This window comes from Ramlibacter sp. G4-7, from assembly GCF_057784995.1.
Map to the genome: position 1 here is coordinate 35799 of NZ_JBYNTT010000021.1, position 12465 is coordinate 48263.

General features: G+C 69.2%; 11 protein-coding genes. 7 read left to right on the plus strand and 4 right to left on the minus strand.

Going from position 1 to position 12465, the window contains the following annotated elements; genetic code table 11:
- Positions 1–120: 120 nt before the first annotated feature.
- A complete protein-coding gene (acs, locus tag AC3EGR_RS22450; protein WP_488548749.1) occupies positions 121–2106 on the plus strand; it encodes an acetate--CoA ligase in 1986 nt (661 codons plus the stop codon).
- 106 nt (positions 2107–2212) lie between these two features.
- Here the strand turns inward: acs and AC3EGR_RS22455 are convergent, their stop codons facing one another.
- Together AC3EGR_RS22455 and AC3EGR_RS22460 are read right to left on the minus strand one after the other, a co-directional pair.
- Positions 2213–2971, minus strand: coding sequence for a TerC family protein (locus AC3EGR_RS22455; RefSeq protein ID WP_488548750.1), 759 nt, complete (start codon positions 2969–2971; stop codon positions 2213–2215).
- Between the two features lie 149 nt (positions 2972–3120).
- Positions 3121–3426 (minus strand): c-type cytochrome, encoded by a 306-nt coding sequence (locus AC3EGR_RS22460; RefSeq protein ID WP_488548751.1) that lies wholly within the window; start codon positions 3424–3426, stop codon positions 3121–3123.
- A 120-nt stretch (positions 3427–3546) separates the two neighbouring features.
- On the opposite strand from AC3EGR_RS22460, the gene AC3EGR_RS22465 reads away from it, so the two are divergent.
- Positions 3547–3795, plus strand: coding sequence for a TIGR04438 family Trp-rich protein (locus tag AC3EGR_RS22465; protein WP_488548752.1), 249 nt, complete (start codon positions 3547–3549; stop codon positions 3793–3795).
- On the opposite strand, the gene AC3EGR_RS22470 is transcribed toward AC3EGR_RS22465, so the two are convergent.
- Both AC3EGR_RS22470 and ilvD read right to left on the minus strand, forming a co-directional pair.
- Complete coding sequence (locus tag AC3EGR_RS22470; protein ID WP_488548753.1) at positions 3796–5319, minus strand: FAD-dependent oxidoreductase; 1524 nt, start codon at positions 5317–5319, stop codon at positions 3796–3798.
- Between the two features lie 156 nt (positions 5320–5475).
- Positions 5476–7176 (minus strand): dihydroxy-acid dehydratase, encoded by a 1701-nt coding sequence (ilvD, locus tag AC3EGR_RS22475; protein ID WP_488548754.1) that lies wholly within the window; start codon positions 7174–7176, stop codon positions 5476–5478.
- Between the two features lie 72 nt (positions 7177–7248).
- On the opposite strand from ilvD, the gene AC3EGR_RS22480 reads away from it, so the two are divergent.
- The 5 genes from AC3EGR_RS22480 to AC3EGR_RS22500 all read left to right on the plus strand — a co-directional run bounded on the left by AC3EGR_RS22480 (position 7249) and on the right by AC3EGR_RS22500 (position 12464).
- Complete coding sequence (locus AC3EGR_RS22480; RefSeq protein ID WP_488548755.1) at positions 7249–8145, plus strand: LysR substrate-binding domain-containing protein; 897 nt, start codon at positions 7249–7251, stop codon at positions 8143–8145.
- A gap of 42 nt (positions 8146–8187) precedes the next feature.
- The gene (gene lgt, locus AC3EGR_RS22485) at positions 8188–9039 is read left to right on the plus strand and encodes a prolipoprotein diacylglyceryl transferase (protein WP_488548756.1); all 852 of its coding nucleotides are present in this window, start codon (positions 8188–8190) and stop codon (positions 9037–9039) included.
- 176 nt (positions 9040–9215) lie between these two features.
- Positions 9216–10637, plus strand: coding sequence for a malonyl-CoA decarboxylase (locus AC3EGR_RS22490; RefSeq protein WP_488548757.1), 1422 nt, complete (start codon positions 9216–9218; stop codon positions 10635–10637).
- Between the two features lie 47 nt (positions 10638–10684).
- On the plus strand, positions 10685–11680 hold the full coding sequence (locus tag AC3EGR_RS22495) for a Bug family tripartite tricarboxylate transporter substrate binding protein (RefSeq protein WP_488548758.1): 996 nt from the start codon (positions 10685–10687) through the stop codon (positions 11678–11680).
- 4 nt (positions 11681–11684) lie between these two features.
- Positions 11685–12464 (plus strand): enoyl-CoA hydratase/isomerase family protein, encoded by a 780-nt coding sequence (locus AC3EGR_RS22500; protein ID WP_488548759.1) that lies wholly within the window; start codon positions 11685–11687, stop codon positions 12462–12464.
- The last annotated feature ends 1 nt before the right edge of the window (position 12465 follow it).

Consider the following 12465-nt stretch of genomic DNA (forward strand, 5'->3'; position numbering starts at 1 on the left):
CGGCCAGATTGTAGAGAACCGGCCGGGCGCGACAGAATGGGGCGGCAAGTGCGCCAGTCAGTGGCTTGTAAGACCCCCCGACCACAGTGGCGCGCAATTCATTCCACCGGAGAGACAAGCATGAGCGCCATCGAATCCGTCCTCGTCGAAAACAGGGTGTTCCCGCCCAGCGATGCCGCCGTGAAGGCGGCGCGCATTTCGGGCATGGGCGCCTACGACGCCCTGTGCAAGGAAGCCGAGCAGGACTTCGAGGGCTTCTGGACGCGCCTGGCGCGCGACAACATCCGGTGGACCAAGCCCTTCACCAAGACCCTGGACGAGTCCGCGGCGCCGTTCTACAAGTGGTTCGAGGACGGCGAGCTCAACGCCAGCGCCAACTGCCTGGACAAGCACGTCGGCACGCCGGTGGAAAACAAGGTGGCGATCGTCTTCGAGTCCGACGACGGCAAGGTCAGCCAGGTTACGTACAAGGAACTGCTCGCACGCGTGAGCCAGTTCGCCAACGCGCTCAAGGCGCAAGGCATCAGGAAGGGTGACCGTGTCATCGTCTACATGCCGATGACCGTCGAGGGCGTGGTGGCGATGCAGGCCTGTGCGCGCATCGGCGCGACGCACAGCGTGGTGTTCGGCGGCTTCTCGGCCAAGTCGATCCAGGAGCGCGTGATCGACGCCGGCGCCGTCGCGGTGGTCACCGCCAACTACCAGATGCGCGGCGGCAAGGAGATGGGCCTGAAGTCCATCGTCGACGAGGCCCTGGCCATGGGCGGCTGCGAGTCGGTGAAGACCGTGCTGGTGTACGAGCGCACCCCCACGCCCTGCAACATGGTGGCCGGCCGCGACAAGACCTTCGCCGAGGTGCTGGAAGGCCAGTCCACGGAATGCAAGCCGGAACCGGTGGGCGCGGAGCATCCGCTGTTCATCCTCTACACCTCGGGCTCCACGGGCAAGCCCAAGGGCGTGCAGCACTCCACGGGCGGCTACCTCCTGTGGTCCAGGCTCACGATGGACTGGACCTTCGACATCCAGCCGAAGGACGTGTTCTGGTGCACCGCGGACATCGGCTGGATCACCGGCCACACCTACGTCGCCTACGGGCCGCTCGCCGCCGGTGCGACGCAACTGATGTTCGAAGGCATCCCCACCTTTCCGCACGCGGGCCGCTTCTGGCAGATGATCGAGAAGCACAGGGTGACGGTGTTCTACACGGCGCCGACCGCGATCCGCTCGCTGATCAAGGCCGCCGAGACCGACGAGAAGGTGCATCCGAAGAACTGGGACCTGTCCTCGCTGCGCATCCTGGGCACGGTGGGCGAACCGATCAACCCGGAAGCGTGGATGTGGTACCACCGGAACGTGGGCGGCGAGCGCTGCCCGATCGTCGACACCTTCTGGCAGACCGAGACCGGTGGCCACGTGATCACGCCGCTGCCGGGCGCCACGCCGACGGTCCCGGGCTCGTGCACGCTGCCGCTGCCCGGCATCATGGCCGCCATCGTCGACGAGACCGGCAAGGACATCCCCAACGGCTCCGGCGGCATGCTGGTGATCAAGCGGCCCTGGCCCTCGATGATCCGCACCATCTGGGGCGACCCGGAGCGCTTCAAGAAAAGCTATTTCCCCGAGGAAATGGGCGGCAAGCTGTACCTGGCGGGCGACGGCGCCGTGCGGGACGCGAAGACCGGATACTTCCGCATCACGGGCCGCATCGACGACGTGCTGAACGTCTCCGGCCACCGTCTGGGCACGATGGAGATCGAGTCGGCGCTGGTCTCCAAGACCGACCTGGTGGCCGAAGCGGCCGTCGTGGGCCGGCCCGACGACCTCACGGGCGAGGCAGTGTGCGCCTTCGTGGTCCTCAAGCGTTCGCGGCCGACCGGCGAGGAGGCGACGAAGATCGCCAACGAGCTGCGCAACTGGGTCGCCAAGGAGATCGGCCCCATCGCCAAGCCCAAGGACATCCGCTTCGGCGACAACCTGCCCAAGACCCGCAGCGGCAAGATCATGCGCCGCCTCCTGCGCAGCATCGCCAAGGGCGAACAGATCACGCAGGACACCACGACCCTGGAAAACCCGGCGATCCTCGATCAGTTGGCGCAGACGAACTGATCGAAGGGACCTGCACCGCACAGGCGTAGGGAGCGCAGAGGGCCGCACAGGGATTCCAGGATTGCCCTGCGTTTCCCCTGCGCCTCTGCGGAACGCTTTTCGATTCCTATGAAGCCGCCGCCTGCCTGGCCAGCCGGCGCTTCTCCCGTGCCCGGATGTTCAGCGCTTCCACGCCGAGCGAGAACGCCATCGCGACGTAGATGTAGCCCTTGGGCACGTGCACGTCGAAGGCCTCCGCGGTGAGGGCCATGCCGACCATCACGAGGAATGCCAGCGCGAGCACCTTCACCGAAGGGTGCCGGTCGACGAATTCGCCGATCGGACGCGCCGCCAGCAGCATGATGCCCACCGACGCGATCACCGCGGCCGCCATGATCTCGATGTGGTCCACCATGCCCACGGCGGTGATCACCGAGTCCAGCGAGAACACGATGTCGATGATCGCGATCTGTCCGATCACCGACCAGAACAGCACGCGGCTGCCGGCGCGGACGGCGGCGGAATCCGTTTCCGGCGGCCCTTGCTCGTCGCGCGCCTCCACCTCCATGAAGATCTCGTGGGAGGCCTTGTAGAGGAGGAAGAGCCCACCGGCCAGCAGGACCAGGTCGCGGCCGCTGATGCCCTTGCCGGCGACGCTGAGCAGGTCGGCCCGCAAGCTCATCACCCAGCTGAGCGACAGCAGCAGCAGCAGCCGCGTCACCATCGCGAACCCCAGGCCCAGGCGCCGCGCTTTCTCGCGCACGTCGGTCGGCAGTCGCCCCACCAGGATGGAGATGAAGATGATGTTGTCCACCCCGAGCACGATCTCCAGGGCGGTCAGCATGCCGAATGCGATCCAGGTGTTGGGGTCGAGAAAGATGTCCATCGCCGCATGATGGCAGGGCGGCGGCCGGATTGGCTATCCGGGCGGCGGGAAGGACGCCGGGCGGCATGGATCCCGGCTGTGCCGCGACGACCCCGCCTCGCCACGAAAACGGCCCGCGTGAGCGGGCTTCTTTCAGGGCTGCGTGCGGCTCACTTCAGGCTCAGCACCCAGGCGGCCAGCTTCTTCGCCTCGGCCTCGCTCACCTGCGCGTTCGCCGGCATGGGCACGGGGCCCCAGACACCGGCGCCACCCTTGAGGATCTTGGCACTGAGGCGGTCCACGGCGTCCTTCTGGCCGGCGTACTTGGCGGCGACGTCCTTGTAAGCCGGGCCGACCAGCTTCTTGTCCACCGCATGGCAGGCCATGCAGTTCTTGGCGGTCGCCAGCGCCTGGTCCGCCAGAGCGGGCGCAGAGACGGCGGCCAGGGCTGCCAGAGCCAACAGGGCTCGTTTCATAAGGGATCCTCGCTCGTTGAGTTACATTCCTTCAACGGCATTGTACGGACCGGCGTTGACCCGCCCGGCCGTACGGCATTCGGAAGTCTTCACAAAGCGACGGAGTCGGAGGGGCGTGGCATGTATCTGCTCGGACTGGGCATCATCCTGCTGGCAATGAAATACCTGGAGATCGGCCCGCCGGCCGAGTGGTCCTGGTGGGCCGTGCTGTCGCCGTTCGGCCTGGCCGCCTTGTGGTGGGCCTGGGCGGACTACTCCGGCTACACCAAGCGCAAGGCGGTGCAGCGCGAGAACGACCGCAAGCAGGCGCGCCTGGACAAGCAGCGCGACCAGCTGGGCCTGGGCACCAGGAAGTCCGGCCGGCGCTGATCAGACCGTGCCGCCGCCCAGGCGCGGCACCAGCTTGCGTTTCAGCCCGCTGAGGGCGGGGCCTTCGATCACGGTGCCGTCCGGGCGGAAGCGGCTGCCATGGCAAGGGCAATCCCAGCTGGTTTCCACGCTGTTCCAGTGCACCTTGCAGCCCAGGTGCGGGCAGACATTGGACACGGCGAACAGCTCGCCCGCCGGTGAGCGGTACGCCGCGAAGCTCTCACCCTCCACGTCCACGATCGCGCTGTCGCCCGGCTGCAACTGCGCCAGCTTCTCGTCCTGCCGGCTGGTGACGTAGTCCTTCACCAGCTGCTTCACCACCGTCACGTTCTCCTCCAGGATGGTCCTTGCGCCCTTGACCGGCGAGAGGCGGTTCGGCCGCACGAGTTCGGCGAACGCCGCCTTGTGCCCCAGGAGTTCCGCGGCGACCAGGCGCGCGGCCACGGTGCCCCAGGTCAGGCCGTCGGTGGCGAAACCGGTGGCAATGAAGCAGCCCGAGGCGTTGCGGCCGATGTAAGGCAGGCCGTCGGCGCCGCGGTAGTTCTGGGCGGACCAGCGATGGGTGACGGCGCGCTCGCCGAAATACTTGTTCGCCAGCATCTCCAGTGCCATCAGGCCCGCCGTCGCGTTGTGGATGCCCACCTTGTGCTCCTGCCCCGCGCAGACCAGGAAGTGGCGCCCGCCGGCCTGCAGCGTGCGGATGGACAGCTGCTCCGCGCCTTGCCACCAGAACGTTCCCGGCCCGGGCGGCGCATCCGGGAACCACTCCAGGGCGATGGCGTACTCGCGGTGCACGGGCATCTCGGCGTGCACCAGGTGCAGCCCCTTGGGCGTGTGCGTCGCCATCACGATTTCCTTCGCCGTGACGGAACCGGATGCGGTGACTGCGCGCTTGGCCTTCGTGTCCAGTTCCAGCACGCGCGAGTGCTCGTGGATGGCGGCGCCCGCCTCGGCGGCGCGCCTGGCGAGCGCGACGACGTAGGCCTGGGGCTGGAACTGCGCCTGCCCCGGCAGCACCAGGACCTCGCCTTCGGCCGCCGGCAGCGGCGAAGGCACGGACCCGCCGCGTTCCACCTTGCAGCCCGCGGCCGTGAGCGCATCGAACTCCTTGCGGATCTGTTCCTCGTGGCCGGCGTCGGCCCATTGCACCAGCGGGCAGCGCCGGAAGCCCACGTCGGGCAGCAGGCTGCAGCGCTCCTCGATGAAGGCGACGGCGGTGCGGCGCTCGTCCGCCACGCGCCTGGCCACATCGGCGCCCCAGCGCGTGACCACCTCGCGCATGCCGCCGGAGAGCGTCTCGTACAGGTTGCCGGTGGAGTTGCCTGTGCTGCCGCTGCCGATTTCATCGGCTTCCAGCAGCACCACCTTCGGCTTGTCGGCCGTCTTCTTCTCGGCGAGCAGGTCCGCCAGCGTCACGCCGCTGATGCCGCCGCCGATGATCAACACGTCGGCGGTGATGTCCCCGTCCAGCATGGCATGACCCGAAGGCGCCGCCGTGCCCCGCCAGAGCGAAAGGGTGTCCATGACGTTCTCCGAGGGGAAAACGCCATGCTAGGCAGGGCGGCGGACGCTGCCCGTAGGACGGGGACGACAACGCCGGACCCACGATCCATGGGGCGCCTGGTCACCCGCGCCTTGGGATCCCGGCGCAAGGCCCGGAATGACCGGCCCGCGGCAGCGTCAGGCGAAGTCGTCCAGCACCGCGCCTTTGCTGGCGCTCGACGCGGCGAAGGCGAACTTCGCCTGCACGCCGCGCGTGTAGCGCGGTGCGGGCGCGGTCCAGGCGGCCCTGCGCTGGGCGATCTCGGCGTCCGGCACGTTGAGCTGCAGCTGCAGCTTGTGCGCGTCGATGGTGATCGAGTCGCCTTCGTTGACGAACGCGATCGTGCCGCCGGCGGCCGCTTCCGGCGCGACGTGGCCCACCACCATGCCCCAGGTGCCGCCGGAAAAGCGGCCATCGGTGATCAGGCCCACGCTCTCGCCGAGGCCCGCGCCGATCAGCGCGCCGGTGGGCGCGAGCATCTCGGGCATGCCCGGGCCGCCCTTGGGCCCCAGGTAGCGCAGCACCATCACGTCGCCCGCCTTGATCCTGCCGTCCAGGATCGCCTGCAGCGCCGACTGCTCGTCGTCGAACACGCGGGCCGGGCCGGTGATCACCGGGTTCTTCAGGCCCGTGATCTTGGCGACGGCGCCTTCGGGCGACAGGTTGCCCTTGAGGATGGCCAGGTGGCCTTCCTTGTACATCGGCCTGGAGATCGGGCGGATCACGTCCTGGTCCGCGCGCGGGTGGTCCGGGATGTCCTTGAGGGTTTCGTTGATCGTCTTGCCGGTGATGGTGATGCAGTCGCCGTGCAGCAGGCCCGCCTTGAGCAGCACCTTCATCACCTGCGGGATGCCGCCGGCTTCGTGCAGGTCGACCGCGAGGTACTTGCCCGAGGGCTTGAGGTCGCAGATCACCGGCGTGCGCTTGCGGATGCGCTCGAAGTCGTCGATGGTCCATTCCACGCCGGCCGCGTGCGCGATCGCCAGGAAGTGCAGCACCGCGTTGGTGGAGCCGCCGGTGGCCATGATCACCGCCACGGCGTTCTCCAGCGACCGGCGGGTCACGATGTCGCGCGGCTTGAGGTCGTTGCGGATGGCCTCCATCAGCACCTTGGCCGATTCCTTGGCCGAGTTCTGCTTCTCGTCGTGCGGGTTGGCCATGGTGGAGGAGAAGGGCAGGGACATGCCCAGCGCCTCGAAGGCGGAGGACATGGTGTTGGCCGTGTACATGCCGCCGCAGGAGCCGGTGCCGGGGATGGCCGCCTGCTCGATCTCCTTGAGGTCCTGGTCGCTGATCTTGCCGGCGGCGTTCTGGCCCACGGCCTCGAACACGCTGACGATGTTGAGGTCCTGGCCGCGCCACTTGCCCGGCAGGATGGTGCCGCCGTACACGTAGATGGCAGGCACGTTGGCGCGCAGGATGCCCATCATGCCGCCGGGCATGTTCTTGTCGCAGCCGCCCACGACCAGCACGCCGTCCATCCACTGGCCCTGCACGCAGGTCTCGATGCAGTCGGCGATCACCTCGCGGCTGACCAGCGAGTACTTCATGCCTTCGGTGCCCATCGCCATGCCGTCGGAGATCGTCGGCGTGCCGAAGATCTGCGGGTTGCCGCCGGCTTCCGCGATGCCCTCCACCGCCGCGTCGGCCAGCTTCTGCAGCCCGCTGTTGCACGGCGTGATGGTGCTGTGGCCGTTGGCCACGCCCACCATCGGCTTGCCGAAGTCGGTCTCCTTGTAGCCCATGCCGTAGTACATGGAGCGGTTGGGAGCGCGCGACTTGCCTTCGGTGATGTTGGCGCTGCGCAGCTGGCGGATGGGGATGGTCTTCTTGTCCATGGGGGCGGAGGATACGCCCGCGCCCTGATTCTTTCCAATCCGTTTCCGCGCGGCGATTAATATGCGCCGCGTATGAAGGAACCCGTCATCGAACTGCGCTTGTGGCGCCAGTTCGCCGCCGTCGCCGAGGAGCTGCACTTCGGCCGTGCGGCGCGCAGCCTGCACATGACCCAGCCGCCGCTCACGCAGGCGATCGCCCAGCTCGAGCGCCTGCTGGACGTGCGCCTGTTCGAGCGCACCAAGCGCAGCGTGCAGCTCACGGCGGCCGGCCAGGCCCTGCTGCCGCAGGTGCGCGAGCTGCTCGCGCGCGCCCGCGAGCTGCCGGCGCAGGCCCGGGCGGCGGCCGGCGGGGAGCTCGGGCGGCTGCGCATCGCCTTCGTCTCCACCGTGGGCTTCGCCTTGCTGCCGCTGTGGTTGCGCGCCTTCCGGGCCAAGCATCCCCAGGTGCAGATGGAACTCATCGAGGCCACCGGCGACGTGCAGCTGGACGCGTTCGCCCGCGGCGAGATCGACGCCGGCTTCATGCTGCATTCGCCCGGCTTCGCTCCGCGCGGGCTGCAGCACCGCCAGGTGGCCCGCGAGCCGCTGGTGCTGGCCCTGCCGGAGTCGCATCCGCTCGCCGGCACGGCACGCCTGTCCCTGGCGCAGGTGCTCGCCGAGCCGCTGGTGATCTTCCCGCGCCGCATCGTCCCCTCGCTGCACGACGCGGTGCTGGGCATGTACCACGCGGCCGCGCGCGAGCCGCGCATCGTGCAGGAAGCCATCCAGATGCAGACCATCGTCAACCTCGTCTCGGCCGGCCTGGGCCTGGCCTGGGTCCCCGAAAGCGTGCGCCAGTTCCAGCGCCCCGGGGTGGTCTACCGCCAGATCCGCGGCAAGCAGGGCGCCGGCGTGCCGGAGTGCGAGACGACGCTGGTGTGGGAGCGGATGACGCCGGTGCTGGAAAGGTTCGTGGAGGTGCTGGGGTGAGGTGTCCCCAGCCCCGCGACACCTGCGCCACAATCACCGCCCATGCTGGTTCACCCCAAGATCGATCCCGTCGCGCTGCAGCTCGGCCCCGTTGCCATCCACTGGTACGGCATCACCTACCTGGTGGCCTTCGGGCTGTTCATGTTCCTGGCGCACCTGCGCCTGAAGCACGAGCCTTACCGCTCCATCCAGGGGCCGGGCGCCTGGTCGCGCAAGGACGTGGAGGACATGCTGTTCCTCGGCGTGCTCGGGGTGGTGGCGGGCGGCCGCCTGGGCTACTGCCTGTTCTACAAGCCCGGGTTCTACCTGGAGAACCCGCTGCAGATCTTCTACGTGTGGCAGGGCGGCATGAGTTTCCACGGCGGGCTGCTCGGCGTCATCGTGTCGCAGATCTGGTTCGCGCGCAGCCGCGGCAAGCCCTTCTGGCAGGTGATGGACTTCGTCGCGCCCTGCGTGCCGCTCGGGCTCGGCGCCGGACGCGTGGGCAACTTCATCAACGGCGAGCTGTGGGGCCGGGCGGCGGACCCGGACCTGCCCTGGGCGATGGTGTTTCCCCAGAGCGGTTCGGCCTTGCCGCGCCATCCTTCGCAGATCTATGAATTGCTGCTGGAAGGCATCCTGCTGTTCCTCGTGGTGTGGCTCTATGCGCGCCGGCCGCGCAAGGAGGCGCAGGTGTCGGCGGTGTTCCTTCTCGGCTACGGGGTGGCGCGCTTCACGGCGGAGTACTTCCGCGAGCCCGACGCGCACCTCGGCATCCTGGCGTTCAGGATGAGCATGGGCCAGTGGCTGTGCATCCCCATGATCCTGGGTGGCGTGCTGCTGTGGGTCTGGGCGGAGACGCGCGTCGATCCCGCCGCGCCGCGACCGGCGGCCCCCCGCTCGCCGGCACGCTGAGCGCCGCCGTCCGTCCGGACGAGGATTTTCCCTAGGCAGCCGCGACCCCACGCGGCTCAGCCTTTCCTCATCATTGCCGGGAACGAGCAGCCCAATGGCGCTGCGCGAACCTGCACGCGGCCGTCGAGGGAGCCGCGTGGGGCAAGGAATCGCAACTTCGGCAAAGGCGGCCCGAGATGAGCCCCGTCGACTGGATCTCCCGTGGCGCCGCACTGTGGCGCCCCGGCTTCGAAGCCAAGGCAGCGGCCGGTCCGGGCCGCGAGCGCCCGCCCACGGCCGCCGCGGCGGTGGCGCATCTGCCTGCACCGCCGGCCCCGGCGCAGGCGCCGTCGGCCCGCACCACCCGCGAACGGCTGCAGGCCACGTGGCGGCGCGGCGAGGAGGCCCTGTCGCCGCGCGTGCTGCGGCGCACGCTGGCGGAACTGCAGGCGATCGTCGACCCGCGCGCGAGCGAGGTCGAGGGCGGCCGGCGCGCCAGGGCCTTCGCCCAGCGCTACGCCCTGGCGCCGGCGCAGGAGCGCCACGATGCCTGGCTGCTCATGAGCGAGCAGTTCGGCCCCGACCCGAAGAAGGTCCAGGCGGCCCGCGAGCACTACGAGGCCGCGCATGGCACGCCGGAAGAGGGCGCCACCGAGATCAAGCTGCGCCGGGCGCTGGTGTCGCCGCGCACCCGCCTGCTGCAACGCTTCGCCGCCTTTGCCGACGGCATGCGCTTCCTGGTCGACCTGCGCGCCGAACTGCTGCCGCACCTCAAGCACGACAAGCGCCTGCTGCCGCTGGACGCCGAACTGGAAACGCTGTTCTCCACCTGGTTCGACGTGGCCTTCCTCGAGCTGCGGCGCCTGTCCTGGGACTCGCCGGCGTCGCTGCTCGAGAAGCTGATCAAGTACGAGGCCGTGCACGACATCCGCAGCTGGGCCGACCTGAAGAACCGCCTGGACAGCGACCGGCGCTGCTACGGCTTCTTCCATCCGCGCCTCGACGGCGATCCGCTGATCTTCGTGGAGGTCGCGCTCACCGACGGCATCTCCGACTGCATCACGCCGCTGCTGGACGAGACCGCCGCCGCCGGGGACCTGGCCAAGGCGACGACCGCGATCTTCTATTCCATCAGCAACTGCCAGACCGGCCTGCGCGGCGTGAGCTTCGGCGACTCGCTGATCAAGCGCGTGGTGGAAACGCTCAAGGAGGAGTTCCCCAGGCTCAGGACCTTCGCCACCCTGTCGCCCATCCCGGGCTTTCGCGCCTGGCTTGCCAGGCAGGTGCCGGCCGGGAAGATGGCGGATTGGGACAAGCCGCTGGAGCTCGGCCCCAAGTCGCCCGAGCGCGAGGAACTGCTGTCCTGGGCCGCGCGCTACCTCGGCAAGGAGCTGCAGGACGGCAAGCCGGTGGACCCGGTCGCGCGCTTCCACCTCGGCAACGGTGCGCGCGTGGAGCGGCTGAACTGGGCCGGCGATCCCTCCGTTAAGGGTGTGAAGCAGTCTTTCGGCCTCATGGTGAACTATCTGTACGATCCCAGGCGGCTCGACAAGCACCGCACGATGCTGGCGCACGGTGAAATACCGATGGCCGGCGCGGTGTCCGACCTGTACCGTTGACCGGTTCGTCGTTCCGGTCGCGGCATTCACCAAAGAGGAGACAGAAGATGCATTCCCCCCGCCTCACCCGGCGTGAAGTCCTGCGCGCGGCGGCTGCCGCAGGCGCCACGGGCCTCGTGCCGTTCGCCCAGGCCCAGGGCTCCGGGTGGCCCGCCAAACCGGTCATGATGACCGTGCCCTTCCCGGCAGGCGGCGGCACCGACGCTTTCGCGCGCCCGCTGGCGGCGCAGTTCGCCAAGCAGACCGGCAAGCAGCTGATCATCGACAACCGCGGCGGCGCCGGCGGCACGGTGGGGGCCGCGCTGGCCGCGCGCGCCGCGCCGGACGGCTACAACCTGTTCATGGGCGCCGTGCACCACACGATTGCGCCTTCGATCTATCCGCGCCTGGACTACGACCTGCAGAAGGACCTGGTCCCGATCACGCTGGTGGCGCGCGTGCCGCAGGTGGTCGTCATCAACCCGACACGCGTGCCCGCCAAGGACTTCAAGGAGTTCCTGGCGATGGTCAAGGCCAACCCCGGCAAGTACAACTACGGGTCCGCCGGCAACGGCACCTCGCACCACCTGGCGGGCGAGCTGTTCAAGCTGCAGACCAAGACCTTCATCACGCACATCCCGTACCGCGGCGCGGGCCCTGCCTTGCAGGACCTGATCTCGGGCAACTGCGACATCATGTTCGACGGCCTCGGCTCCTCGGCCAACCACATCAAGGGCGGCCGCATCAAGGCCTTGATGGTGTCCGGCGCGAAGCGCAACGCGGCGATCCCGGACGTGCCCTGCGCCAGCGAGGTCGGCCTGCCCGACTACACGGTGACCACCTGGTACGGCATCTGGGCGCCCAAGGGCACGCCGCAGGACGTGCAGACGCACGTCGCCGACGAGGTCCGCAAAGCGATCCAGACGCCGGAGCTGCAGGCGATCTGGGCCCAGCAGGGCGCCGAGTTCCCCAACTTCAACCAGCAGCAGTTCGCCACCTTCATCGACGGCGAAGTCAAGCGCTGGGCGCAGGTCGTCAAGGCTTCCAACGTCAAGGCAGACTGAAGCCATGCCCGGTCAGGTGCGGCTCGCGCTGCTCGGGCCGGTGGCCCGCGTGACGCTGTCGCACCCCGGCAAGCTCGACGCCATGTCGCGCGCGATGTGGCGCGAGCTGCGCGATGCCTTCCTTGCGATCCAGGGCCACCGCGACCTGCGCTGCGTGGTCGTGGCCGGCTCCAACGGCGGCTTCTGCGCCGGCGGCGACATCGCGGAGTACCCGCTGTTCCGCTTCCATGCCGACACCTTGCGCGAGTTCCACGAGGTCGACGTGTGGGGCGGCCTGTCGGCCATGCTGGCCTGCGAGGTGCCGGTGCTCGCGCAGCTCGAGGGCGCCTGCATGGGCGCCGGCCTGGAGATCGCCTGCTGCTGCGACATCCGCATTGCCGGCACCGGCGCGCGCTTCGGCGCGCCGATCGCGCGCCTGGGCTTTCCCATGGCGCCGCGCGAGGCGCAGCTGGTCGCCGCGGTGGCCGGCGAGGGCACGCTGCGCGAGATGCTGCTGGAGGCCGTGCAGCTCGACGCGCGCGAGATGAAGGCGCGCGGCTTCCTGCAGCGGGTGGTGCCCAACGAGCATCTCGCGCTGGAGGTGCAGGCCGCGGCCGACCGCATCTGCGCGCTGGCGCCGCAGGCGGCGCGCATGAACAAGCGCACGCTGCGCCGCCTCGCCGGCCGCAGCGCGGACGCAGCCCCGCCGGCCGACCTGCTGGAACGCGCCTACGACTACGCCACCAGCATCGAGCATCGCGAAGGCATCTCGGCCTTCCTCGAGAAAAGAACCCCGCGTTTTTGAG

Bases quoted from the DNA above. Each gene is read 5' to 3' on its own strand.
- AC3EGR_RS22455 (WP_488548750.1), bottom strand. From the start codon at position 2,971: ATGGACATCTTTCTCGACCCCAACACCTGGATCGCATTCGGCATGCTG.
- acs (WP_488548749.1), top strand. From the start codon at position 121: ATGAGCGCCATCGAATCCGTCCTCGTCGAAAACAGGGTGTTCCCGCCC.
- AC3EGR_RS22460 (WP_488548751.1), bottom strand. From the start codon at position 3,426: ATGAAACGAGCCCTGTTGGCTCTGGCAGCCCTGGCCGCCGTCTCTGCG.
- AC3EGR_RS22490 (WP_488548757.1), top strand. From the start codon at position 9,216: ATGAGCCCCGTCGACTGGATCTCCCGTGGCGCCGCACTGTGGCGCCCC.
- AC3EGR_RS22465 (WP_488548752.1), top strand. From the start codon at position 3,547: ATGTATCTGCTCGGACTGGGCATCATCCTGCTGGCAATGAAATACCTG.
- ilvD (WP_488548754.1), bottom strand. From the start codon at position 7,176: ATGGACAAGAAGACCATCCCCATCCGCCAGCTGCGCAGCGCCAACATC.
- AC3EGR_RS22500 (WP_488548759.1), top strand. From the start codon at position 11,685: ATGCCCGGTCAGGTGCGGCTCGCGCTGCTCGGGCCGGTGGCCCGCGTG.
- lgt (WP_488548756.1), top strand. From the start codon at position 8,188: ATGCTGGTTCACCCCAAGATCGATCCCGTCGCGCTGCAGCTCGGCCCC.
- AC3EGR_RS22480 (WP_488548755.1), top strand. From the start codon at position 7,249: ATGAAGGAACCCGTCATCGAACTGCGCTTGTGGCGCCAGTTCGCCGCC.
- AC3EGR_RS22470 (WP_488548753.1), bottom strand. From the start codon at position 5,319: ATGGACACCCTTTCGCTCTGGCGGGGCACGGCGGCGCCTTCGGGTCAT.
- AC3EGR_RS22495 (WP_488548758.1), top strand. From the start codon at position 10,685: ATGCATTCCCCCCGCCTCACCCGGCGTGAAGTCCTGCGCGCGGCGGCT.